This is a genomic window from Shewanella sp. CAL98-MNA-CIBAN-0140 (genome assembly GCF_040309905.1).
Taxonomy (GTDB): domain Bacteria; phylum Pseudomonadota; class Gammaproteobacteria; order Enterobacterales; family Shewanellaceae; genus Shewanella; species Shewanella psychromarinicola.
The window spans coordinates 1-21,785 of record NZ_JBEOPI010000010.1; the positions used below are offsets into that span (position 1 = coordinate 1).

The following is a 21,785-nucleotide window of genomic DNA, read 5'->3' on the forward strand; positions in this document are numbered from 1 at the left end:
AGAGTGTAATTTGTTTCATGGGGCTATGATGATCCCATTTGGGACAAAATCAAGCATTTTCAATGATCACGGGTATAGATTATGACCAACGGCCACTATCCTCAAGGCGCTTAACTCACTGCAGATAACAGCGCAAGATCCCCTACTGCACAGATAAAACGACCGAAATCCCAGTAATGCTTGTAAGCCCGGAACGACTTTGTAATTTCAATGCTGAGTTGCGTTTAGACTAGCCATAAAAAAACGCGAGTCATTGCCGCGTTTGTTATTACTTGAGTTCTGGCCGATCTAATGTCCAAAATCTATTTCAGCGATTCGAGCCATTGGTTGAATGATGATGCAGGCATAGCGCCTGATTGTTGGGCGATTGTTTTGCCTTGTTTAAATACCATCAGGGTGGGGATCGAGCGGATATTAAACTGCGCGGCTAAAGCTTGTTGCTCTTCGGTGTTGAGTTTTCCGAAACGGAATTTAGGCTCCCATGTTTTGGCGGCTTGGGTAAATACCGGCGCAAAGTTTTTACAAGGGCCGCACCAACTGGCCCAAAAGTCGACCACCAGTGGTAGTTCTGATTTGGTAGCATGGTGGCTAAAATTGGCGGCTGTCAGCTCAATCGGCACACCAACAAAAAGGTTTTGTTTGCACTTACCACAGGTTGGTTGTTGCTCAAGACGATCTTCAGGGACGCGATTTAAGGTATCGCAATGGGGGCAAGCTATGATCATGGTTAGTCCTTATCCACTTCATTATTGAGACTATTCAATCATAAACCTAGTTGGTGTGTTAAACGAATAATCGTTTAATTTATTATATTATGGCCTGCGGCCACTAACGCTTAAGTTCGCAAGGTTCCACCCTGCACGGGCTAATTCATTTATGGCCTGCGGCCACCAACGTCGTGGCGCTTCCCCCACACCAGACCAAGAGGAAACCAACGGCAGTTCCCTCTTTATTCTTTATAAAAGAATTGGCCCAGCCGCCTCGCAACATTTTTCCTAATGACTTAAATAACAGCAGCGAAAAGTCGCCATGGGGATCGATCTAGCTTTTGACTTCGTTTGTAATCGGCTTCGGCCTTATTCGAAAATGCTAAGTTGAATTTATCCATTTTCAAGCAAGGAATTTATGGACACAAACGAACTAATGATTTGGTTTTTAGCTCGTAAGAGATGATTAAGAAAAGTATCGCAATCAGTTATGCGCCCCTAAAAATGGGCAATGAATCATCTTCAACAAGAACGTTTACTCTGACCCACTAAATTTATGTGGACGCAGTAATGCAGTTAATTAAGCATCTAGACGATTGTGAAAAAATAGATAAACATTTACGCCAGCAGATTCGGAACTTGTATTTATGAGGTCTTTACAAGATAAGCCTCAACAAGTGACATTTACAGTAAAACCCATCAAACGACCGTGATAATGTAACGTTTTCAAGGTAAACGGTTAACTTAGATTACGGTGCTGTTGAGCCTACGATCTATTTACAAATCACCTCGTAATGCCTGTATTTGTCCTCGCAGCCTTAATATCCCCACCCAGTTTCATTTGAATGTCTGTAAAAGCGCTTGATGCTTGGAATGAGCTAAAACAAGCAAGCAATAAAATTAAGACAGGCATTCTAAAATTAGAACCCATTGGTTACTTGTATGGTGTTGCGATCCTGACGCATGGGGGAGTTCAAAACACAACAATATCGATTAGCTCACACTGATATGTTCAGTAATACCGTTTCAGCTCGTATCTTTAAATGAATTTCTTTGATATGTTTTATTGTAAGCAGAGTCGCACTATGATTTATTTCAGGAGGGAGTGTGAGGAGATCACTTTTATTGTTTGTTGCCTTTAGTCTAATACCCATATCTTCTGTCTATGGAAAAGAATTAAAACTTGCCGTGGTACCTAAATTTAATAGTGTTTTTTTTGATCAAAGCAAAGCTGGCTGTATAGATGCTGCGGCTCAAATAAAAGGCGTTGAATGCATATATCGGGGACCAGATATAAGTAATGTTAGGATGCAAGATCAGGTAATAAATCAACTGATTGATGAAGGTATAGATGGTATCGCTGTAGCCGTTACACAATCTAAATATCTCGTTAAAAATAGCCTCAAGAGAGCTAAAGAAGCAGGTATCCCGATTATTACCTATGACTCTGATATTGATGCTTCAATCAACGAAGACCCTAATAGTTTACGCCTAGCCTATATAGGCACTGACAATATTGAATTGGGTAAGTCATTAGGTGAAGAGTTAAAAAAACTTCGGCCCAATGGGGGAACGCTAATAATGCAATCTGGGCGACGAGATTCTCCCAATCTGAATTTAAGACTGATGGGGGTCCGTTCCGCATTATCGGGAAAAAAATACGATGTACCTCCTGGAGAATTGCTTAATAACGATTTGGGATGGACTGAAGTTAGAGAACCTTTCTTTAATTTTGATCAACTGGCTCAATCTGTTATTCAAATGGAGTCTGTAATGAAAGGTAGGCCTGTAAAAGCAGACTCTTTTATTGCTGTTGGTGGTTGGCCGCAAAATGACCAAGCACTTTACCGTAAAATGATTGCCCCGTATCAGGCAAAAATTAATAACAACGAGGTCATCATTGTTATTACTAATACATCCTCTGAACAATTAACTATGTTGGAAGATAATCTTGTTCATATCAATATTGGTCAAGCCCCATATGAAATGGGAAGACAAGCCATTTTGACACTGTATAAAATTGTAACAGAACAAAAATATGACAGAATAATTTACACACCTATCACATTTTGCACACCAGAGAACGTTGATACATGTACCAAGGTTTCGGGATTGTAATCATATTTAAACAGCATGGTATAAAAGCTAACGAATAATTATTTATAATACTTTCCAAATATCTTTTGGACAAAAGTGAGTTTGAGGTATTAATTAACTCAGCTTACTTGGTATTGGTTTAGCTTGATTTATAACGTCGCTTCATTTGAACTTATTGCCTGCAGCATGTGAGCTACAGGACGTAGTAAATGTCGCGATCACAGGGATATGAAAGAGTGACCTTAGTGCAGATGATTAAGCGAGACGCCAGCTCTTGATTTTAAAATCAGCATCCCTGTGGGCTTAACCAAAACATCCCTGTTTTGAATACTCGCTGACTCATCTACACCTGTAATTTAACTCTCTTCGATTTAGCCGCATAGTTGTCTATAGATGAAAGCTAAATAGGAAAAGCTCAAATCTAATTAGATGACTTATTTTGGGGCAAAGACGTGTTTCAAGGTGACCTAGTGAATGACCGTAAATTGCACAGAATTACTAAATCTCTACTACGTTCTGCCCTTGATAATGTTAAAATCTCCGCATCAGAATTACCGAGAAACTCAATGTTTATCCATCATGTTAACGGCATCGACTGGCTAGTGATCACAGCTTTTGAAGAACTGAAAACTATGTTTATCGAAGAAGCCGGTACGATACCCTCTTGCTTCTCTACCGCCAGCGAATTGAACCTGGTTGATCAAGCAAAGCGAACTTATAGATATTTGCCTACTCTCAGAGGCGTAATCACCGATATCGGCACATATCAAAGACAGGGTAACGAAGAAGATTTGAACCCACAGCTTGCCTGCTTAGTTGAGGGGCTTGGTCGAGTATTTATCTATCACGGCGGCTTTGTAGCTTTTGTGGATGACGAGCAAACCTTTATTACCCGAATAGACTGAAAATTATTCAGTAAGTTGAAATCGGCGAATTGGCATCCCTAGCAAGGAATGGGGCATAAATGATTTGCATACCTTGCTGCATTGGTGTGATGCAACTCTGAACTTGAGGACGTTGAAGAAAATAGCGTGAGCCTGACATGGATGTCAGGCTAGCTTTCGTTGGCCAAGGATGGCCTATCGGAAGCGTTAGCATTTTCGAATAAGTCCGAAGCAGGCTTCAAATGAAGTTAAAAGCTGGATCAATCCCCATGGCGACCTTTTCGCTGTTCAGAAAATGTTGCGGGGCGGCTGGGAGTTCCAAGAGGGAATAGCCGTTGATTTCCTCTTGGTCTGGTGTGGGTGAAGCGCCACGACGTTAGTGGCCGCAGGCCATAGCTTAAAAACACTTTGGGGCAAAAATGAGTTAGTAATACTGGCTTAAAAGGTATTGATTCAACTCTGAACTTAAGAACGTTGAAGACTCTTTATAACAGAATGCGTGAGCCTGACAGGCCTTTCTCGCACATCTGACCTATATGGATATTGGAAAGTCGGCAACATCATTGATCATGTCCTTCAAGGCATTCAGGCATCCTGCCTATCAGAATCAGGCTAGCTTACGCGGTACAGGTCGATTGGCATCTAACCGATATGGATATGGGAAAAATGAGTTAAACAAGTATTTACGTTGGAGTTAAAAAAACGGAATTGGCGTGTAAGATCCAATCCCGTTTTTCACTTCTTGGTGCTTATCTGCTAAGCGCTGGCGTGCGTGTAGGGATCAGGCGCTTGCTGCCTGTAGCCTCAAATGCACCCGCAAACCTCAGCAGGTTGTTGTCGTCATAAGCACGGCCCGCGAAAGTTAACCCTACAGGCATGCCAATATCGGCCATTGCCCCCATCGGCACAGTAACCGTTGGTACACCTAAGTGGCGAATAGCAAGGTTGCCGTTAGCGACCCAAATACCGTTGCTCCAAGCGATGTCGGCGGAGGCTGGATTAACATGCGCATCTGCTGGACCCACGTCAGCCATGGTTGGAAACAGCACTGCATCGAGTTTGAGTTCGTCCATCCAGTCTTCCAGATCCAGCTTGCGAGTCTTCTCTAAGCCGCGCAGACCATCCGGTATGCTGTCGATTTGGTTATACGACTTGAGACCTCTTTTGGCCATATTGACGTACTCATCCATGCCAGCAGCAAGATCGCCCTCACGGTTCGGCAAGGTGCCAAGATCGTGCGGGAAAATCAAATGCCCATTAACGTCAGCTAATTTGTTCAGTTTAGGGTCATTGTTGGCACGCAAGAATTCATCTAAAGCCCACCCCGATAGTGCCCATAGCTCATCATCAAGAAACTCAGGTGTGACTAAGCCACGGTTAAATACCGTCGGCGCACCAGGCCGGTCACCTTCACAGTTAGAAACCAGCGGGAAGTCCACTTCAATCACTTCGGCTCCGGCAGATTCCAGTGCTTTGCGTGCCGCTTCCCAGAGGTCGATCACCGATGATCGAGTATTGATGCGCTGACCGGTCGGGCCTCCGATACCGGGGTTTTCGCTAGTGCCAGCCAATTCATCCTTGTTAATGAACATGCGTGGCACCCCGAAACGCTTGCCTTTAAGCGTGTCAGCTTGGGCGGCAAGATCCAGATAAGAGTCTGGACGAACTGTTGATGCTTTTGGGATCTCGACCCAAGGTTGTAGACGCCATAGGTCGCCACGGGTGATAGGGTCGTCTGCCACGATAACGTCAAGAACTTCGAGCATGTCGGCAATAGTACGGGTATAAGGCACCACTACATCCATGGTCGGTGTCAACGGCCAGTTGCCGCGCACAGAAATCACCCCCCGTGACGGGGTATAGGCGCACAGACCGTTATTTGATGCAGGTCCACGACCGCTCGACCATGTCTCTTCGGCTAGACCGAAAGCAGAATAGCTTGCGGCGGTCCCAGTACCCGCGCCATTGGAAGAACCAGAGGCGAAGGGAGCTGTAAGGTAGTTAGCATTGTATGGGCTTTCGGCGCGACCGTAGTGACCACGCTGCATACCACCATTGGCCATAGGTGGCATGTTGGTTTTACCTAAACAAATGGCACCCGCTTCGCGCAGACGTTCAACGGCAAAGGCATCGTATTGAGCAATCAAATCCTTAAACGCTGGGCTGCCCGAAGCCGCAGTGAGCCCCTTAACAAGATAGCTGTCCTTGGTGGTATAGGGAATACCATCGAGTGGGCTAAGTGTTTCACATTGAGCTCGGCGTGCATCAGAAGCCTCAGCTTCCTTGATCGCATCTGGATTGTGAACCACCAGCGCATTCAGCTTGGTCTCTGTCGCTGGGCCGTCGTAAGCATCAACCCGTGCGAGATAAGACTTCACCAGTTCAACCGCTGTGGTGCGACCGGATTCGAGCGCTGTACGCAGCTCGGCAATAGAAACCTCAGTGACTTCGAACATGTTTCGACCTCTTATTGAAAGCCAATTGTGTTAAAACAACAGTGACATACATGGTCATTGTGTTCTCCTTAGTTTTTACTTACTGTCCAGAGGGGATCTGTTGGGTGATGCAATGGATGTTACCACCACCTAATAAGATCTCGCGGGCAGGTACTCCGACAATTTCATACTCGGGGAAAATCTCCTGCAATTTTTGTGCAGCGATATCGTCAGTTGCAGGGTCGAGTAGTGGAAAAACGATACGATTGTTGGTAATTAAAAAGTTCGCATAAGAACCCGCTAAGCGTTCACCCGCCGTGCGTGGAACACCAGTCCCCTCAGTTACGCCTTGCGCTTCCTCTGCTGTGCAATACAAAGGACCTGGCTGTGGTAATAAATGGATTGTTAATTTACGGCCTTGTGCATCCACAGTATTTTGTAAAATATCCAAAGCGGCTTTTGAACGAGGATACTGCGGATCGGTTTGATCATCAGTCCAGTGTAAAACCACTTCGCCTGGGCGAGCAAAACAGCAAATATTATCAATATGTCCGTCGGTCTCATCCATGTACACACCTTCTGGCAACCAGATAAACTGCTGCACATTTAAATAATCACACAGTAATGCTTCTATTTGTTCACGATTAAGATCTGGGTTGCGATTGCTGTTAAGCAAACATTCAGCCGTCGTCATGCAGGTGCCTTCACCATCGACATGAATTGAGCCACCTTCGAGGATCAACTGAGCCTGATAACGCTCAAAACCATGCTGCGTGAGCATCTGTTGTGCGACTTGCTCGTCCTTATCCCATGGAGAGTACAACCCCCCGTTATGACCGCCCCAGGCATTAAAGCCCCAATCAACACCACGGCATTCGCCTTTGGCATTCACTACTACAGTCGGCCCTGTATCGCGAGCCCAGCAATCGTTGCTATCTATTTCGACCAACGTAACGTGGGAAGGCATAACCGTCTTGGCTTGAGTCAAAAATTCCTTAGGTACCCCCATATAAACAGGGGTAGCAGCACCAATGGCATCGGCCACTTTAGCAAAGGTTGCCTGAGCATAAGCCCCTGCAGAGCGCCAGTTATCAGGACGATATGGCCAAATCATCCACACAGCTTGCTGCGGCGCCCATTCGGCGGGCATGCTAAAACCATCTTGAGATGGTTTAGTGGTTAACTGCGTGGCATCCACATTCATGTTTGTCATGAGTTTTGTCTCCGGTAATGCTGAAAAACTATAAGGGAGTGCGCCCTAACATAGGACGACAGAATAAAAATACGCCTAACATTAATCAAATGAATAAATCGAATTACCACATTCATCACGCAAATAGTTAGGCCGAAATTGCCACGTCTACACTAGGTGAGCTTTAGCTTCGATGAAATATCACTGTATATCATATCATTTAAGACTACTTGCGCTAAATACTTGTATGCAGGTGATAGATAAGAATTTATACGGTAAAAAGCTTGCAAGTTTATTGCAAGCTAGATTAAGTGCAATCACAAAATGGGCCAAAAACGAGTGAGATTTATTGACTTAAAAATGGACAAATTCAACTCTGAACTTGAGGACGTTGAAGACTCTTTATAAAAGAATGCGTGAGCCTGACAGGCCTTTCTAGCACATCTGATCTATATGGATATTGGAAATGTCATAGTGATGTCGGCAACATCATTGACCATATACTCCAAGGCATCCGGCTTATCAGATGTGGGCTTAGCTTTCGAGGTACAGGTCACTCATTGGCATCTGACCCATATGGACATGGGGAATGTCATTTGATGGCGGCAACATTATTGACCATGCCACCACGACATTCGTGAATCCATTCACATCAGATCCCCATCGGAAGCGTTAGCATTTTCACTCTTTATTATAAGATTGGCCGAGGCTGGATTCAAATGCGATTAAAAGCTGGAACAATCCCCATGGCGACTTTTCGCATCTGTTATTTAAGTCATTAACGAAAATGTTGCGGGGCGGCTGGGCCAATTTTTCATAAAGAGTAAAGAGGGAACTGCCGTTGGTTTCCTCTTGGTCTGGTGTGGGTGAAGCGCCACCACGTTAGTCGCCGTAGGCCATAAAGGTGTTAGCCGTTAGAGGCCGCAGGCCATAAGTAAAACAGCAACTCAGTGGATGACCACTGACTAATTAACACCCTGTAATCACCGTCGAAATAACCGGTTCACCTGTAACCTTCCAATGATATTGGAAATAACAATTCGTCGCGATAACCTCTGTCGACGTTGGCTCGGCTGCAGCCAACACACCTTTTGGTGCAGCAGCTACCGCATAACTGCCACTTGATGCATAAATTCGATAAGCCCAGTCATTCACATCAAGCCCAGCGGCTTCAAATATTTCCGGTGCTAAAATATAATTGGCAGTAAAACTGGTGTTAGCGGCATTGGACGCTGCGGCCCAAGGTTGATAATTACTGCCTTTGACACCAGAGAACTCAACCGTATCGGAAATGGCCTTGCCTGATGTGAGCGTTTTCGCTTTAAATAACGAAACTGCCGTTTTCATCGACCCTGTTGCACCTTTGATAGCGGCAATATGGGCATCTTTTTTTAAATTGATAAATTTAGGTGCCGCAACAACAGCCAAAATACCTAAAATGATAATCACTACCACCAGCTCTATAAGCGTGAAACCCGATTGGCGGGAACCTTTTGTTAATGTACTCATACAACGAATGCCCTTTGACACAGTCATTGACCGCGCAGTTTGTATAAATTGAGTAAGATGATTATGTTTCAGTGACCATATTTAACTAACCATATTTAACTGACCATATTTAACTGACCATATTTAACTGACCATGTTTAACTGGCCATGTTTAACTGACCATATTTAACTGACTGTATTTCAGTGATTATTTTAACCCTGTATTTAGCCGTAATTACAGAGACTTTTACGCTGATGTTAATAGTTGCGAGCCAAGTGTGTTGTTTAATCTACCAATCTAAGGCACCGGATAAAAATAACACACTACCGTTTCGGCTCACAACTATTACCGCAATGACAAGATTAATAAATCCACAGTATTTAAACCTTCAGTCGCCACATATCAAAAGCTTCTTGGCAAAGCTGCTGTCTAAATTTTGGATGGGCGATGTCGATAAGTGCTCGAGCTCGCTCGCGCAATGACTTACCCCGCAAATAAGCCGTTCCATATTCGGTGACAATATAATGCACATGCGCCCGGGTAGTTACCACGCCAGCCCCTGGGGATAATACTGTGGCAATGCGCGAAACGGTGCCATTGGAAGCTGTACTTGGCAGTGCAATAACCGATCGCCCACCTTCAGACAGTCCGGCGCCGCGGATAAAATCCATTTGCCCGCCTACGCCTGAATAAATTTGAGTGCCCAGTGAATCGGCACACACTTGGCCTGATATATCGACCTGTAACGCGGAGTTTATTGCCATTACATTAGGGTTTTTACGAATAATGGCAGTGTCATTAACCTGCTCAATATCCATAAATATCACCGACGGATTGTCATCAACATAGTCGTAAAGTCGTTGGCTGCCCAACGCAAAACCAGTGACAACTTTACCGGGATGTACTTTCTTACGGCTGTTATTGATGACTCCAAGTTCAACCAGATTAAGTACCCCATCTGAAAATAGTTCGGTGTGTACGCCCAAATCTTTGTGCTCGGTTAAGCACGACAGCACCGCATCTGGGATAGCACCTATGCCCATCTGCAAGCAAGCGCCATCAGGCACCAGTTTTGCTACATGCTGGCCGATGGCTAAACTAATGGCATCGCTTGGGGCTAATAGATGTTGTGGTAACGGCTTGCTCTGTTCATACACAGCAGCCAGCTGATTATAATGAATAAAACCATCACCATGGGTGCGAGGCATCATAGGGTTAATATGGGCAATGATCCGCCCCGCCATTTGGCACGCCGCTAAGGTTGCCTCAACCGATATGCCTAAAGAGCAGATACCGTGTTTATCGGGTGGCGACACTTGAATAATCGCAGTGTCGATATGCTGTTCGCCGGAACGAAACAACTTGGGCACCTCAGAGAGAAAAATCGGAACATAATCGGCATCACCTTGTTGTAACAGCGACCGCGTGGGTGAACCAGTAAAAAAGCAACGATGGCGAATATGTTCTTTTAAACGGGGATCACTGAGCGATTCAGCGCCCTCGGTATGCAGCTGTAATAATGTTAAGCCATGCTTAGTTAGCGCATGTTCGGCTAATGCATCGAGCAACAATGTTGGCGTAGCGCCCATGGAGTGTGTCCATAAAGTTTCACCGCTTTCAATTAAGGATACGGCCTCTAAAGCACTGCTACAAATAATTGGTTTCATTAATATTACTCAAGGTAATTAAGCTATTTGTAGTGTAAGCGGTAAATTAATCCGTTAATAGCATTGGCCTTTGTAACATTGATCTAACACAAAAGAGTGGCATAATTGAGACATTGCAGGGCATTTTTTATTCAGCGAGCATTGAGTAGGAGTATTAAGCAAGAGTATTGAGCGGGATCATTTTGTTGGAGCAATCTCTATAACCCCCTTTGGGGTTGTGATTGTAAATGTCGCACTGAAAAATACGCCGGAGGCCAATATGACACTGATAGGCACTGATAGGTGGGGCTGAGAGATATATGACCAAAACAGCAGAGGCCACTCATTTATAAACAATATTGCGAGGTGTCTGTTGAGCCCATTTGAGCCATGATGCAGTTAGAGTCTTGCGATATTTATTTACTGTGGCCCAAGGCCAGCCTATTAATTTAAGCAAGCTTAATGTAAACCAGGTTCGTTCAAACGAGGTTTACATTAACCAATAAACAGGGTTAAGCACAGTGTTTATACGCCAACGCGGGCATGTTTAGTGTTAGCTTTCGTTTCAACATAAGCTTGGTAACGGCCAGGTTTATGATTAACCGCAATTAACACATTTAACGCAATTGCACCCATCACTGACAATAACACCAACTCAAAAGGAAACAGCAACAGCGAAGAGCTTAAAATTATCGTATCAATTAGCAAGCCAAAGTTACCGGCACGAATTGAATACTTGTTTTGTAAGTAAAGTGCCAAAATGCCTAAACCGCCTAAGCTCGACTTATGTCTGAACATAATCAACACACCGACCCCGATCAACATACCGCCGACTACCGCTGCAAATAATGGATGGACATTATCGATATGAATAAACATCGGCATATAATCCGTCATTAGCGAGACTATTGTCACCGAAATGAAGGTATTGATGGTGAAACGCTTAGAAAGCTGAGTCCAAGCGATATAGTAAAAAGGCACATTGATTAAGAAAAATAACACCCCAAAACTTAACGATGTCAGATGCATCCCAATAATCGCCAAACCTGCGGTACCACCAGTAATAAGCTGATTACTGTTAAACAGAGTCACGCCAAAAGACACCATTACACCGGCACAAAACAAAGCCATAATGTCTTCGTAAAATCGGTGTGTTGGAAATTGCATGCGATTTGCCATCCTGTAGTGAGTAGCGGTTAGTTATTAGCAACCTAGTGATTACATCATGCTGCTAATGCACTGGCCATTGTGCAGTGCTATAAAACAGCAACATATTAAGGGCGCGCAGTGTACCGAATCAACTTGGATTAAACAGTTAGCTAAATGAGACAAATGCTGCGATTTTTGCCATGAGTGTTCACTCAGATTTACGACTTTAGGTACTTTGGTAAACGAAGTGTTTATTAATTGTTACGATATCGATTAGGCTGGGGTCTAAGAGATGCGCTTGATCAAACTTCAGCCGAATATTAGCACTGTATAAATAGATGTAAAAGTTAACCGCGGCAACGATTCTAGACAACCTTAAGTAATCAATTTCTGCCACTTAAGCATGACATGGTTTAGCCAACATAACCTCGGTTTGGAATAATAAACGGCTTTGAATTAACCCTTGCCTGTTACCAAAAAAAGGCATAAATGACAATATAAATAAAGCTCAGACTTAAGCCATGCCCTCCCCCAATAACATTGAGGCCATAGAAGATAATTAACTCCGAAAGTAATGCTAACGACCTGTGGGCTTAGGCGCACATTTACCCATATGCAGGGAGTAAAACCTCCATGATGCCTGGAATATCATGGACTGAGACAGCGCAACTTATCGACCAAGAAATGACAACTTATTGGCGAAGGTGTAACAGCGCGGCTAAGTCACTTCACATATGTCGTCGGGTAAATTGTCGCTGTAACCGATCAAAAATCATCACTCAGCATAATATTGACCGTGCCCATCACCGCGAAACCATTAACTTGACTAATGATTAAACGCTCAACATAACGACACAAGCAAAACAAACTGGTAACTATAGCCTTACAAATCAAACAATTAATTAAAACCTTGATCAAAAAATTCATTATCGAGCACAATTATTTTTTATACTGACTAAAATTGAATAATCAATCTTGGTAGTAAGCTGGTCATACTGAGTTAAACCGATAACGATATGCTGTCTATCTGCTTAATTAAATAGTGAAAAATGGCAATAAGCTCAATTAAACACCACACAACTAAGCGCGATAATGTTGACTAACCTGCAGATAAACATAACCCTTTTTATAACATTCTCGACTGCTAAAAAGGAATATTTGCAGATTAAATCAGCAACAAATTAAGTTGATCAACATCACAGTTCCCATTTGAGAAGTCCTATAACAATCGAGAATATGCATGTTTATATCATTATGTTACCGTGGCGCAATGCTAAATTAGCCTATACACAAGAAAATTAGTCAATAAAAATTAGTTATTACAATCAAGTAAATGAGCCTAAATCGGGCGGCAACTAACCCGGCGTCTGATTTTCCCCTTAAGACAAACTGAGGTGAAATATGGATATATCTAACACGTCGCGCCGGACCTTTATTAAGCAATGTGTGATTGGTGGAGTCGCCGTTTATTCAGCGCCTTTACTGTGGGAAATGAGTCGGGCCAATGCGTCTATCGTTTCTCCTGAACTGGCAGCCCAATGGCAAACTCAGATTAATGGTCAATCCAAACCCAAGTTTCGCAACGATGGCATAGCCAAAGTGACAGGCCAAAAAGTCTATGGCCGAGACTACCGCGCAATGGACATGGCAGGCTGGCCAAAACAGCAAGGCTACGCTTTTATCTTGCGCGCCGCCGATGCATCCCATGTTTATCAAGGATTTTCCCTCGACCACCTCCCGGCTTCGGCTAAACCCTATAAAGTGATCACTGCGGCGGATCTTATTCGCGACAAGGTTAAGCTGCCCGAGTTTTACGGTGACAATATGTTACTGCCAGAGGGACAAACCGCAGATTATCTTGGTCATGCGGTTGCGATATTATTATTCGATAGTTTTCCTGCATTTAAACAAGCTAAGTCATTGTTGCAGTTCGATAATACCTTATTGCGCTTTGGTGAAAAAACGCCCTTTGTGTCAGACACTAAAGACCCTTATGCCAGCTGGCGTCTTATTCGGGTTGAAGGCGAAAATGGTGCCCGTGAAGATACTTATAGCCCACTACACGATGGACTATTTTTCCCCAGCGTTAAGCACCACAAACCGGTATGGTCAGGTGATGCTAATGCTCAAGGCTCGGTTTCTGAGCGCGGGCTGTATTATGCTGGCGAGATAGAAAAACAGATTGCGAGTGCCAAAGCAGATCAACAGTGGCAAGTATTAGAGCGCGAATATCGCACCCAAATCATCGACCCGATGATGATGGAACCAGAAGCCTTTAACGGCTGGTTTGATGCTGCTAGCCAAACCTTCCATACGGTTATCACCTCGCAATCTCCACAAGACTTTCAAGAGATGGCCGTACACATGCTGTCATCTGGGCCACTGGCGGGCAAGGTTAAACATCTAGTGGTGCATTCGCCTTATATTGGCGGCGGTTTTGGCGCCAAAGATCATTCGATATTTCCTTATTATGGCGTGCTCGCAGCCATTTATGCCACCGGCCCTGTGCGCTTAGCCAATGACCGCTTTGAACAATTTCAATCTGGTCTTAAGCGTCACCCTTTCACGATGAAGAGTCGCTTAGCCGTCGATAAAGCGACCCTAAAAATCCAAGCATTAACCTCACAGATGACCGTCGATGGTGGCGGTCGAGTCAATTTTAGCCCGTCGGTGACCTCCGTTGGGGCGACGGCGATGCAAAGTATTTACTACACGCCACGCAATGATATTATCGCCACCGCCTATGCATCACGTAACCCAGATGCAGGCTCGATGCGCGGTTATGGCACGTTGCAATCGATGACGGCAATGGAGGGCATGATCCACGAAATGGCAGCCGAGTTAGATGTTGATCCGTTTAAACTGCGCGCGGCTAACGTGATGGAGTCTGGGCAGCGTAATACCCAAGGCGCTATCCCCAATGGCACCCTAAGATATAGTGAAATGCTCGACATGGCAGAACAAGACCCTGTGTGGCAAAACCGCGCAGCCAATAAGACTCGTTATGAGGCTAAATACCCTGGCATGCGTTATGGCGTAGGCTTTGGCATTGCCACAAAAGATTATGGTACAGGTGCGGCGGCGCCAAGTGCGGCGGTTAGATTATCTAAAGACGGTAAAATAACCCTGGATATCGGCTTTATCGAAATGGGCACTGGTACCCAAACATCTCAAGCCGTGATCGTCAGCGATGCCTTAGGCAACTTTGCCCATGAGGTAAACCTCGCCAAGATAGACATCTGGGATGCCATGCAATTAGTGCAAACCGACAATCCTTATATTATTTCACAGCAACGTCAAGATGAAATGACGGCTAATCCACGTTGGACGCCAGTAAAAGCCATGGCATCGTCGGCGTCTATGTCGGCCTATTACCAAAGCCATGTGACCCGCATTGCCGCCGAGATTATCTATCGCCACGGACTCTGGCCTGCGGCTGTGTCTATTTGGAACGAGTTGTATTTTAACACCCCAATGGGCGCAACCAATCTCAATCACGCTCGCGACGGCCGCTGGGTCGACGGTAAACTTACCGCTATGGGCTTCCCGCCACTGGCGATCGATATTCTCGCTAAACGCGCCCACGACATGGGCTTAGTGGTTGGCGTAATGGGCCATGCCTTTAATCGCTGGGCTTGGGCCGAAGCTGATTTTGAGATCCTTGGCACCAAAGAACGCATTGCACTGGATGCGTTGGCGCTGCAATACGGCCAAAGTAATCAATATCATGGCAATGCTGCTCGCCAAGCCAGTATGAATTCCAATGGTTATCACTTAATCGACCGTCAAGCTATGCGCTACCCTAAGGCCGAGCTTAATAATGCCATGGTGACTTACTATGCCCCGTGCGCAACCTTGGTTGAAGTGGCGGTAAATGAAGGCAATGGTGAAGTCACACTGCTGAGCTCTCATACTTGGTTAGAAGCCGGTAAAGTGATTGTGAATGAGTTAGTTGAAGGCCAAATTCAAGGCGGTCTTGCCATGGGGATTGGCCATGCTCTGCATGAGGAATTACCGCCATTTGAAGCAGGGGCAGGTAATGGTACTTGGAACCTCAATCGTTATAAGGTGCCGTTAGCAAGGCATGTTGGCGTTTGGAGCCAGAGACATACCATCTTAGCGCCATTATCCGAAACAGATCCGAATCGCGGCATTGCCGAGGTGGTGATGATCCCTGTCGTTTCCGCACTGGTTGAGGCCGTTTATCAGGCTACCGCAGTGCGCTTTTACGAATTACCAATGACAGCGAAAAAAATTAAGGAGGCCATGGCATGAGCCAGTCAATTGAACTAACTATTAATAACCAAGCCGTTGGCCCGATTGAAGTCGGCGATGGCGTCATGATGATTGAATTCTTGCATGAATATTTAAACCTTACCGGCACTAAGTTTGGCTGCGGCGCAGGTGTATGCCATGCCTGCACTGTGATAGTTGACGACAACCTAGGAGTGAGTGAGGTTGTACGTACTTGCATCAATGGTGTCGAGCGTTTCAATGGCAAACATATCCGCACAGTAGAAGGTCATGCCAAGCAGAACGCCCAAGGCGAGATCACCGCGCTTAGCCCTGTGCAACAAGCCTTTTTGGAACATTTCTCGTTTCAATGTGGTTGGTGTACCTCTGGCTTTGTCAATGAATCGACCGCACTGCTAGAACGACTTGAGCGTAAACCTATCGCCAAAGATCAAGTTGAACACGTAATAGAAGAGGCCTTGAGTGAACACGTATGCCGCTGCACTGGCTATGTAAAATATTATGCGGCGATGAAAGATTTGATCCTCAAGACTGAGGGGCTAACCCTGTCATGAAACCATCATATTTGAGTTATTTAGCTCGCTTTAACAAGGCTCGACATCAGCTAAGTCAGGATCTATTACTAACCTTAGGTTTGAGTTTATTGGCATTTTCCTGCAGTGCTGCCAATGACGCAGGCGAAGGCGCAATAGAACGTGGCGCTTATTTGATGAAGATAGGCGACTGTGTGGCCTGCCATACGAGTGTTGGCGGCCGTGAATTAACCGGTGGATTGCCGTTCGAAACCCCGTTTGGGGCGGTGTATTCGACCAATATCACCCCAGACAAAGATACCGGTATTGGTCAATACAGCTATGATGACTTTTTTGATGCCATGCATCATGGTGTCGGCATTAACGGCAATCTGTATCCTGCGATGCCCTACACTTCTTATAGTCTGTTAACGAATGAAGATACTAAAGCGATTTACGCCTATTTGATGAGCACTAAACCCATCAAGCAAGCTAATCTCGACAATGATGTCTCTTTCCCCTTTAACGTACGATTTGGCCTCAAGGCATGGAATTTAGTCGCCCACGATGCCGAGGTATTTGCCCCTAAGCAAGACAAGAGTGAATCTTGGAACCGCGGTAATTACTTAGTCAATGCTTTAGGCCATTGTGCTGAATGTCACACGCCAAGAGACAGCCTATTTGCCATGGAGCAAGACAAACACTTTCAAGGTGCTGTCATTGAAGGGCTAGAGGCATCGAACATTACGCCAGCCGAGCTTAATCGACAAAATTGGACTCATGACGATTTAAAGTCTTTGTTTACTGAGGGTTATTCTCGCAAGGGCACCGTCTTTGGTGGCATGTATCCCGTGGTGTATCACAGCTTTAGTCATTTAACCGATACAGACATGTTTGCCGTTAGCAGTTATCTGCTCGATACCGACGAAAAGATTGAAGCGAAAGCGCTTACCTTTAACGGCCACCAGCGTGAACTGCCAGGATATAAGCTGTACATGGGATACTGCGCCGGTTGTCATGGTCAAAAAGGTGAGGGTCGACCTAATGTTGCTCCGGCAATGGCCGGTAACGCCACATTAGGCAAAGCCAGCCCACACAATATCGTTGCTGTGATGCTAAAAGGGATAAAGAGCCAACATTACAACACCACCACCAGCTTTTATGCCATGCCAGCTTATGCTGATAAGTTAAGCGACGAGCAGCTAAGAGATTTAGCCAACTATCTGCGAGTGACATGGAGTACTCAGCCAGGGGATCTAGATATGAACACTATCAATGATTTGAAAGAAGTGATATTCGAGCATGGTTAAGCGTTTGAATCATTGGTTTTGAATCATGTGGAAAGTAGGTGTTTACACAAAAGCCGACATCAAGTCGGCTTTTTATTTTAATAGCGTTAGCGGTAAGCAAACTCTTGAGCAGTTATCGGCAAAGGGCAACAATTCATTTTGGCTAAAGCCATGAATCTATACTAAGCCCGATTGACCTTGTAATGGCTTTCGCCTAACAAGATATTAGCCAAAAAGATTACAACACATCGTTAAGATCTTGTATTGCATCGATCACCATACCAGTACCTATGCTAATCAACAGCAAATCAGTACCCACACGGACAATCTTCTGCCCTTCTGGTGTGCGCCCTAGCTGAAGAGTCAGTGCTGGAGGCACATCATAGTACACAACATCCGCAGGCAAATGTTGACCTTTATGCCATTGCTTAACATTACCCGGTGGTTGGCAGCCATTGTGTTTCTTGGCTAACCCTGGAGGACAATGCTTAGCATCACGGGTGGTATAATAGTAATTTTTAATCACGACTTGGCGATCATTACTAAAATAGACCTCGTAGTTACTGTCATTGTGATGTTCATGCTTTTTTTGATGTTTTTCAGATTTGTGCTTGCCGCTATTACCGTGTGACTCGTGGTCTTTAGCAACACTTTGACCTGTAGAAAACACCATTAACGTGCTAAAAATGATAAGTGGTATTACATGGCGATTCATAAAATTGATTCCTTTGCGATTAAATAGGCGCTTGTCATAATGCTTAACGAGCGATAATGCCTTACCGATAAAAAAAACCAAATACGATTAGTGATACGGTTACTATAGGTGCAAATGTAGTCGTATTCAGCGCAATTGTCGACTCTAATTTATATTATCGATATCAGTGTTAAAACCCGCATCGGCGGCAACAAAAACCACCTCTGTTTTAGCCTTATATCATCCCTTAACTCATCCAAATCATATTCCGCAAAACAATAACAAAATAGCGGCACTTACTATAGTGAATAAGCCTTAATCTAGAAGCATGAGCGCCTAAAAACAAATCAAACCGTTGATTTAAAGTTAATTCACTTGAACACAGCAAAGCTAAATATTAATGGAATAACAAAATAACGAGACGATTGCGATATTGGCTCAAAACGGCTAATGAAAAAAAGCGGCAGCGACCCCTTTGGCGACCTTATCGTTTTGATAGCGCTTAGGAAAATGATGTGCGGCTGGGTCAGTTCTTCTATAATTATGTAGCGTATATAGAGTACAGAGGCAACAGCCATAAAAGAGAACCCTAACCGTTAACTTAACTTCATTGCAGCAAAATCTGGCCTGGGTAGCTTATCCAAAATACTGTATAAATACATCACCACCAAGGACAATATAGCGCCGATAATAAATAACCAATATCCACCGAGATGATCCAAAATAATCCCGCCACCCAATGGCGCAAACGCAAAGCCAATTTCATAAAATGATGCCGCGCCAAAATACGCACCACGCAAATGCTTAGGGGCTAGCCTGTCAATGTGCACATTCATAGTCGGGAACAAAATGGTTTCGGCTAGGCTCATGACAATAACGGCGCCAATCCAGCCCCAAAATAAATCGATAGGGTTATACGCTAACCAAACTTGTGAGCACACCAATAGTATCAGTCCAAACTGAATACGATGAACCAAACTATAGCCGGCCATTAATCTTAATAGTAAAAATTGGGTTGAGATGATCACCAATGCATTAGTAAAAATCATCGCTGAAATCAATGTCAGTAAATTAGGTGCATTGGCGCGGGTGAGGTATTGGATAAGCGAACTGTCCATTTGCGCATAAATGAACATACACAAAATATTGGCAACGATAAGACATTGGAGCAATTTATCTTGCTGTAAAATCGTTATTATTTGCTGCCGACTGATGAACGCAGGTTTACGCTTAACCGCAGACGTTGCATCACCCATGGCAGGGATAAGCTCATCGGGCACCTGTTCTGTTGTCGATGGGATGGTTTGACAAGCTTGGTGCCTAAAGCCCCAAAATAACAATCCCAGCAATGCGGCAAAAGCGGCGGCAGTAATATAAAAGCTCGATTGTTTACCCGTTAAGCCTAGCCAAACACCTAACATGGGGCCGACAGCGCAGCCCACGTTAACGACGAAATACAATGACTGCATCGCCAGTTCACGAGTTTTAGGGTCATCAATGATGTCACCAATAGTAGCAGACGTGAGTGGTCGCCATAACGAGGTGGCAATCGAACACAGTGTCATCACCACCACATAGCCTTTGACTGAATCAACTTGTGCCAGCAATGAAAACGAGATGATATAAAGCACACCCGTAAGATACATGAGCTTGTGGCGACCGATCCGGTCAGACAATGCACTCCCCATAAAACTGGTAAATACCGAAATAATCGCTGCACTCGACAGTACTAAGCCTACTTCAGTGGCGGTTAAGGCAAATTTTTCATACAAGATAACAGCCAAAAAGGGCCACACCATGTAATAACTGCCACGGGTAATAAATGACCCAAACAATAATATCCACATTAATCGTGGAAATTGCTTAAACCGCGCTAAAGAAACATCGCTATGCACTTTTTATCCTTAAAGAGTGATGCTGAAATGGATTATGACAGACTAAATTGATGGGACTGATGGGATTATAGGGCTAATCCTAACGGCATTTACGCGGGTGAACCACTATTTATTACCTAATCCTATGTTATTACTGATCATATAATCTAATAGCTGTTTTTCATCGGTTCTATTTGACAGCGATAAGCCTTTAACCACACCTTGTTGATCGCTTTGGTTACGGTGCTGCCCTAATTTTTGCTTACCTTGTAACTCATCGATGACAATCTTAAAACCAACAATACCCTTGGCTAATTTTTGTTGGTAATCATCGGGAATAAAGCCACCACTTTGTAGCAATGCAGGTTCATATTGTTGAATGGTAGATTCGAGTACTTGTGCGGTGGTCGCATCATCGGTTAATTCAATAATGCCTTTTGCATGAACTACGCTGTAATTCCAAGTCGGAACGGCTGGATGTGAGTCATACCAGGTGGGAGAAATATAAGCATGTGGACCATTGAAAATGCACAGTACTTTTGTGTTTACTATGTTTTTCCAATGGGAGTTACTACGAGCAAAATGGCCATACAAGGTACCATCTTCACCTTCAGAAGACACAAGCAACAGAGGGAGGTGAGATCCATCTAAATCAGTTGAAACCACTGAAGCAAAACCATATTGACGAATAAACTGGTGTATTGACTCTTTAGATCCCATATCCCACTTATCAGGTACTTGCATAATTCACTCTTTACTAAAATAATCGATAACGTCTTTATAGTGAATCTGACGACTAAATACCATCGTTTTATGGGTTTATATCGATTATTACAAATGGCCGACTTTAACTAAAATCACCGTGTCTTGTTCCACATAGGGATTGTGCTGACTTAAATGCGGGCTGCGGATCCACGTACCAGCAGGATAACGGCCAAGCTCATCGATAAACTCTCCGCTAATCACGTAAATCTCTTCACCGCCAAAATGACGATGGGGTTGAAAATGAGTCCCTGCTGGCCACATCACTAATGCCGTAGATTCGGTGCCATGTTGATGTAGCGGCATAACCCGTAATTGGCCTTGACCCGGTAACCAATCAGCGTTGTTGGTATTAATAGCCACTTGCTCAGAGTCACTCTCTTGAAACTGGTGCAGCTTAACCAATAGCGTGCAGCCTTGTACGCTAAATGGCGCATGAACAAAACCTTCAGGATTACGCAAATACGTGCCGGCAGGATAATCACCGGTTTCATCAGAGAATACACCTTCGAGCACTAAAATCTCTTCACCTAATGGATGAGGATGTGAGTTAAATTGAGCACCGGCTTGATATTTAACAATACTAGTGGCATGACCGCGCTCGGCTTCTTCGCGCGCTAAGCGTTTACGTAAGACCCCTGCAGCAGGACTGTTTTGCCATTCAAGTTCAGCGCTATTGATCACAACTCGCTGGCTAAAATCCATGTTTAACATATTGATACCTTTACAACCATGATTGCTAATAGCTTAGAGCGAAATCAACTCAATGAACAGCGAGTACCAAATGGTTTAATAGGTACT

General features: G+C 44.4%; 15 protein-coding genes. 5 read left to right on the top strand and 10 right to left on the bottom strand.

The annotated features are described in order from the left end of the window. Nucleotides 1-302: 302 nt before the first annotated feature. Nucleotides 303-725, bottom strand: coding sequence for a thioredoxin TrxC (gene trxC, locus AAEY93_RS06965; protein WP_124013673.1), 423 nt, complete (start codon nt 723-725; stop codon nt 303-305). Between the two features lie 1,089 nt (nt 726-1,814). Between trxC and AAEY93_RS06970 the strand changes: the two genes are divergently transcribed. Together AAEY93_RS06970 and AAEY93_RS06975 are read left to right on the top strand one after the other, a co-directional pair. Next, entirely contained in the window at nt 1,815-2,825 is a 1,011-nt protein-coding gene (locus AAEY93_RS06970) for a substrate-binding domain-containing protein (RefSeq protein WP_124013672.1), read from the top strand. A gap of 545 nt (nt 2,826-3,370) precedes the next feature. Then, a complete protein-coding gene (locus AAEY93_RS06975) occupies nt 3,371-3,709 on the top strand; it encodes a cytosolic protein (protein WP_124013705.1) in 339 nt (112 codons plus the stop codon). A gap of 728 nt (nt 3,710-4,437) precedes the next feature. Here AAEY93_RS06975 and AAEY93_RS06980 read toward each other — a convergent pair. The 5 genes from AAEY93_RS06980 to AAEY93_RS07000 all read right to left on the bottom strand — a co-directional run bounded on the left by AAEY93_RS06980 (nt 4,438) and on the right by AAEY93_RS07000 (nt 11,617). Then, complete coding sequence (locus tag AAEY93_RS06980; protein ID WP_124013671.1) at nt 4,438-6,144, bottom strand: amidase; 1,707 nt, start codon at nt 6,142-6,144, stop codon at nt 4,438-4,440. A 79-nt stretch (nt 6,145-6,223) separates the two neighbouring features. Beyond that, nucleotides 6,224-7,336 (bottom strand): agmatine deiminase, encoded by a 1,113-nt coding sequence (gene aguA / locus AAEY93_RS06985; protein WP_124013670.1) that lies wholly within the window; start codon nt 7,334-7,336, stop codon nt 6,224-6,226. A 948-nt stretch (nt 7,337-8,284) separates the two neighbouring features. Beyond that, a complete protein-coding gene (locus AAEY93_RS06990) occupies nt 8,285-8,824 on the bottom strand; it encodes a type II secretion system protein (protein ID WP_351075669.1) in 540 nt (179 codons plus the stop codon). A 360-nt stretch (nt 8,825-9,184) separates the two neighbouring features. Further along, nucleotides 9,185-10,471: an acetyl-CoA hydrolase/transferase family protein gene (locus AAEY93_RS06995; RefSeq protein WP_124013668.1), complete on the bottom strand. Its 1,287-nt coding sequence runs from the start codon at nt 10,469-10,471 to the stop codon at nt 9,185-9,187. Nucleotides 10,472-10,975: 504 nt separating this feature from the next. Continuing rightward, nucleotides 10,976-11,617 carry a YitT family protein gene (locus tag AAEY93_RS07000; RefSeq protein ID WP_101032633.1) on the bottom strand — a complete coding sequence of 214 codons (642 nt, stop codon included), beginning with the start codon at nt 11,615-11,617 and terminating at the stop codon, nt 10,976-10,978. A gap of 1,383 nt (nt 11,618-13,000) precedes the next feature. Here AAEY93_RS07000 and AAEY93_RS07005 point away from each other — a divergent pair. Genes AAEY93_RS07005 through AAEY93_RS07015 form a run of 3 tightly spaced genes read left to right on the top strand, consistent with a single transcriptional unit; the run spans nt 13,001 to nt 17,675 of the window. Further along, entirely contained in the window at nt 13,001-15,874 is a 2,874-nt protein-coding gene (locus AAEY93_RS07005) for a xanthine dehydrogenase family protein molybdopterin-binding subunit (RefSeq protein WP_351075674.1), read from the top strand. Continuing rightward, nucleotides 15,871-16,407, top strand: coding sequence for a (2Fe-2S)-binding protein (locus AAEY93_RS07010; RefSeq protein ID WP_101032635.1), 537 nt, complete (start codon nt 15,871-15,873; stop codon nt 16,405-16,407). The genes AAEY93_RS07005 and AAEY93_RS07010 overlap by 4 nt, the downstream gene beginning before the upstream one ends. Next, entirely contained in the window at nt 16,404-17,675 is a 1,272-nt protein-coding gene (locus AAEY93_RS07015; RefSeq protein WP_351075678.1) for a c-type cytochrome, read from the top strand. The genes AAEY93_RS07010 and AAEY93_RS07015 overlap by 4 nt, the downstream gene beginning before the upstream one ends. A 217-nt stretch (nt 17,676-17,892) precedes the next feature. Here the strand turns inward: AAEY93_RS07015 and AAEY93_RS07020 are convergent, their stop codons facing one another. From AAEY93_RS07020 to AAEY93_RS07035, 4 genes are all read right to left on the bottom strand, one after another. Further along, nucleotides 17,893-18,369, bottom strand: coding sequence for a hypothetical protein (locus AAEY93_RS07020; RefSeq protein ID WP_124013665.1), 477 nt, complete (start codon nt 18,367-18,369; stop codon nt 17,893-17,895). Between the two features lie 575 nt (nt 18,370-18,944). Next, nucleotides 18,945-20,243, bottom strand: coding sequence for an MFS transporter (locus tag AAEY93_RS07025; protein WP_351075682.1), 1,299 nt, complete (start codon nt 20,241-20,243; stop codon nt 18,945-18,947). 105 nt (nt 20,244-20,348) lie between these two features. Beyond that, on the bottom strand, nt 20,349-20,966 hold the full coding sequence (locus AAEY93_RS07030; RefSeq protein WP_351075685.1) for an FMN-binding negative transcriptional regulator: 618 nt from the start codon (nt 20,964-20,966) through the stop codon (nt 20,349-20,351). Between the two features lie 87 nt (nt 20,967-21,053). After that, nucleotides 21,054-21,698, bottom strand: coding sequence for a cupin domain-containing protein (locus tag AAEY93_RS07035; protein WP_101032641.1), 645 nt, complete (start codon nt 21,696-21,698; stop codon nt 21,054-21,056). Between the last annotated feature and the right edge of the window lie 87 nt (nt 21,699-21,785).

What these genes read in the sequence shown, in the direction of transcription:
- AAEY93_RS06980 (WP_124013671.1), bottom strand. Translation starts at nt 6,144, where the DNA reads ATGTTCGAAGTCACTGAGGTTTCTATTGCCGAGCTGCGTACAGCGCTC.
- AAEY93_RS07015 (WP_351075678.1), top strand. Translation starts at nt 16,404, where the DNA reads ATGAAACCATCATATTTGAGTTATTTAGCTCGCTTTAACAAGGCTCGA.
- AAEY93_RS07030 (WP_351075685.1), bottom strand. Translation starts at nt 20,966, where the DNA reads ATGCAAGTACCTGATAAGTGGGATATGGGATCTAAAGAGTCAATACAC.
- AAEY93_RS07000 (WP_101032633.1), bottom strand. Translation starts at nt 11,617, where the DNA reads ATGCAATTTCCAACACACCGATTTTACGAAGACATTATGGCTTTGTTT.
- trxC (WP_124013673.1), bottom strand. Translation starts at nt 725, where the DNA reads ATGATCATAGCTTGCCCCCATTGCGATACCTTAAATCGCGTCCCTGAA.
- AAEY93_RS06995 (WP_124013668.1), bottom strand. Translation starts at nt 10,471, where the DNA reads ATGAAACCAATTATTTGTAGCAGTGCTTTAGAGGCCGTATCCTTAATT.
- aguA (WP_124013670.1), bottom strand. Translation starts at nt 7,336, where the DNA reads ATGACAAACATGAATGTGGATGCCACGCAGTTAACCACTAAACCATCT.
- AAEY93_RS07005 (WP_351075674.1), top strand. Translation starts at nt 13,001, where the DNA reads ATGGATATATCTAACACGTCGCGCCGGACCTTTATTAAGCAATGTGTG.
- AAEY93_RS07020 (WP_124013665.1), bottom strand. Translation starts at nt 18,369, where the DNA reads ATGAATCGCCATGTAATACCACTTATCATTTTTAGCACGTTAATGGTG.
- AAEY93_RS07010 (WP_101032635.1), top strand. Translation starts at nt 15,871, where the DNA reads ATGAGCCAGTCAATTGAACTAACTATTAATAACCAAGCCGTTGGCCCG.
- AAEY93_RS06975 (WP_124013705.1), top strand. Translation starts at nt 3,371, where the DNA reads ATGTTTATCCATCATGTTAACGGCATCGACTGGCTAGTGATCACAGCT.
- AAEY93_RS07035 (WP_101032641.1), bottom strand. Translation starts at nt 21,698, where the DNA reads ATGTTAAACATGGATTTTAGCCAGCGAGTTGTGATCAATAGCGCTGAA.
- AAEY93_RS06990 (WP_351075669.1), bottom strand. Translation starts at nt 8,824, where the DNA reads ATGAGTACATTAACAAAAGGTTCCCGCCAATCGGGTTTCACGCTTATA.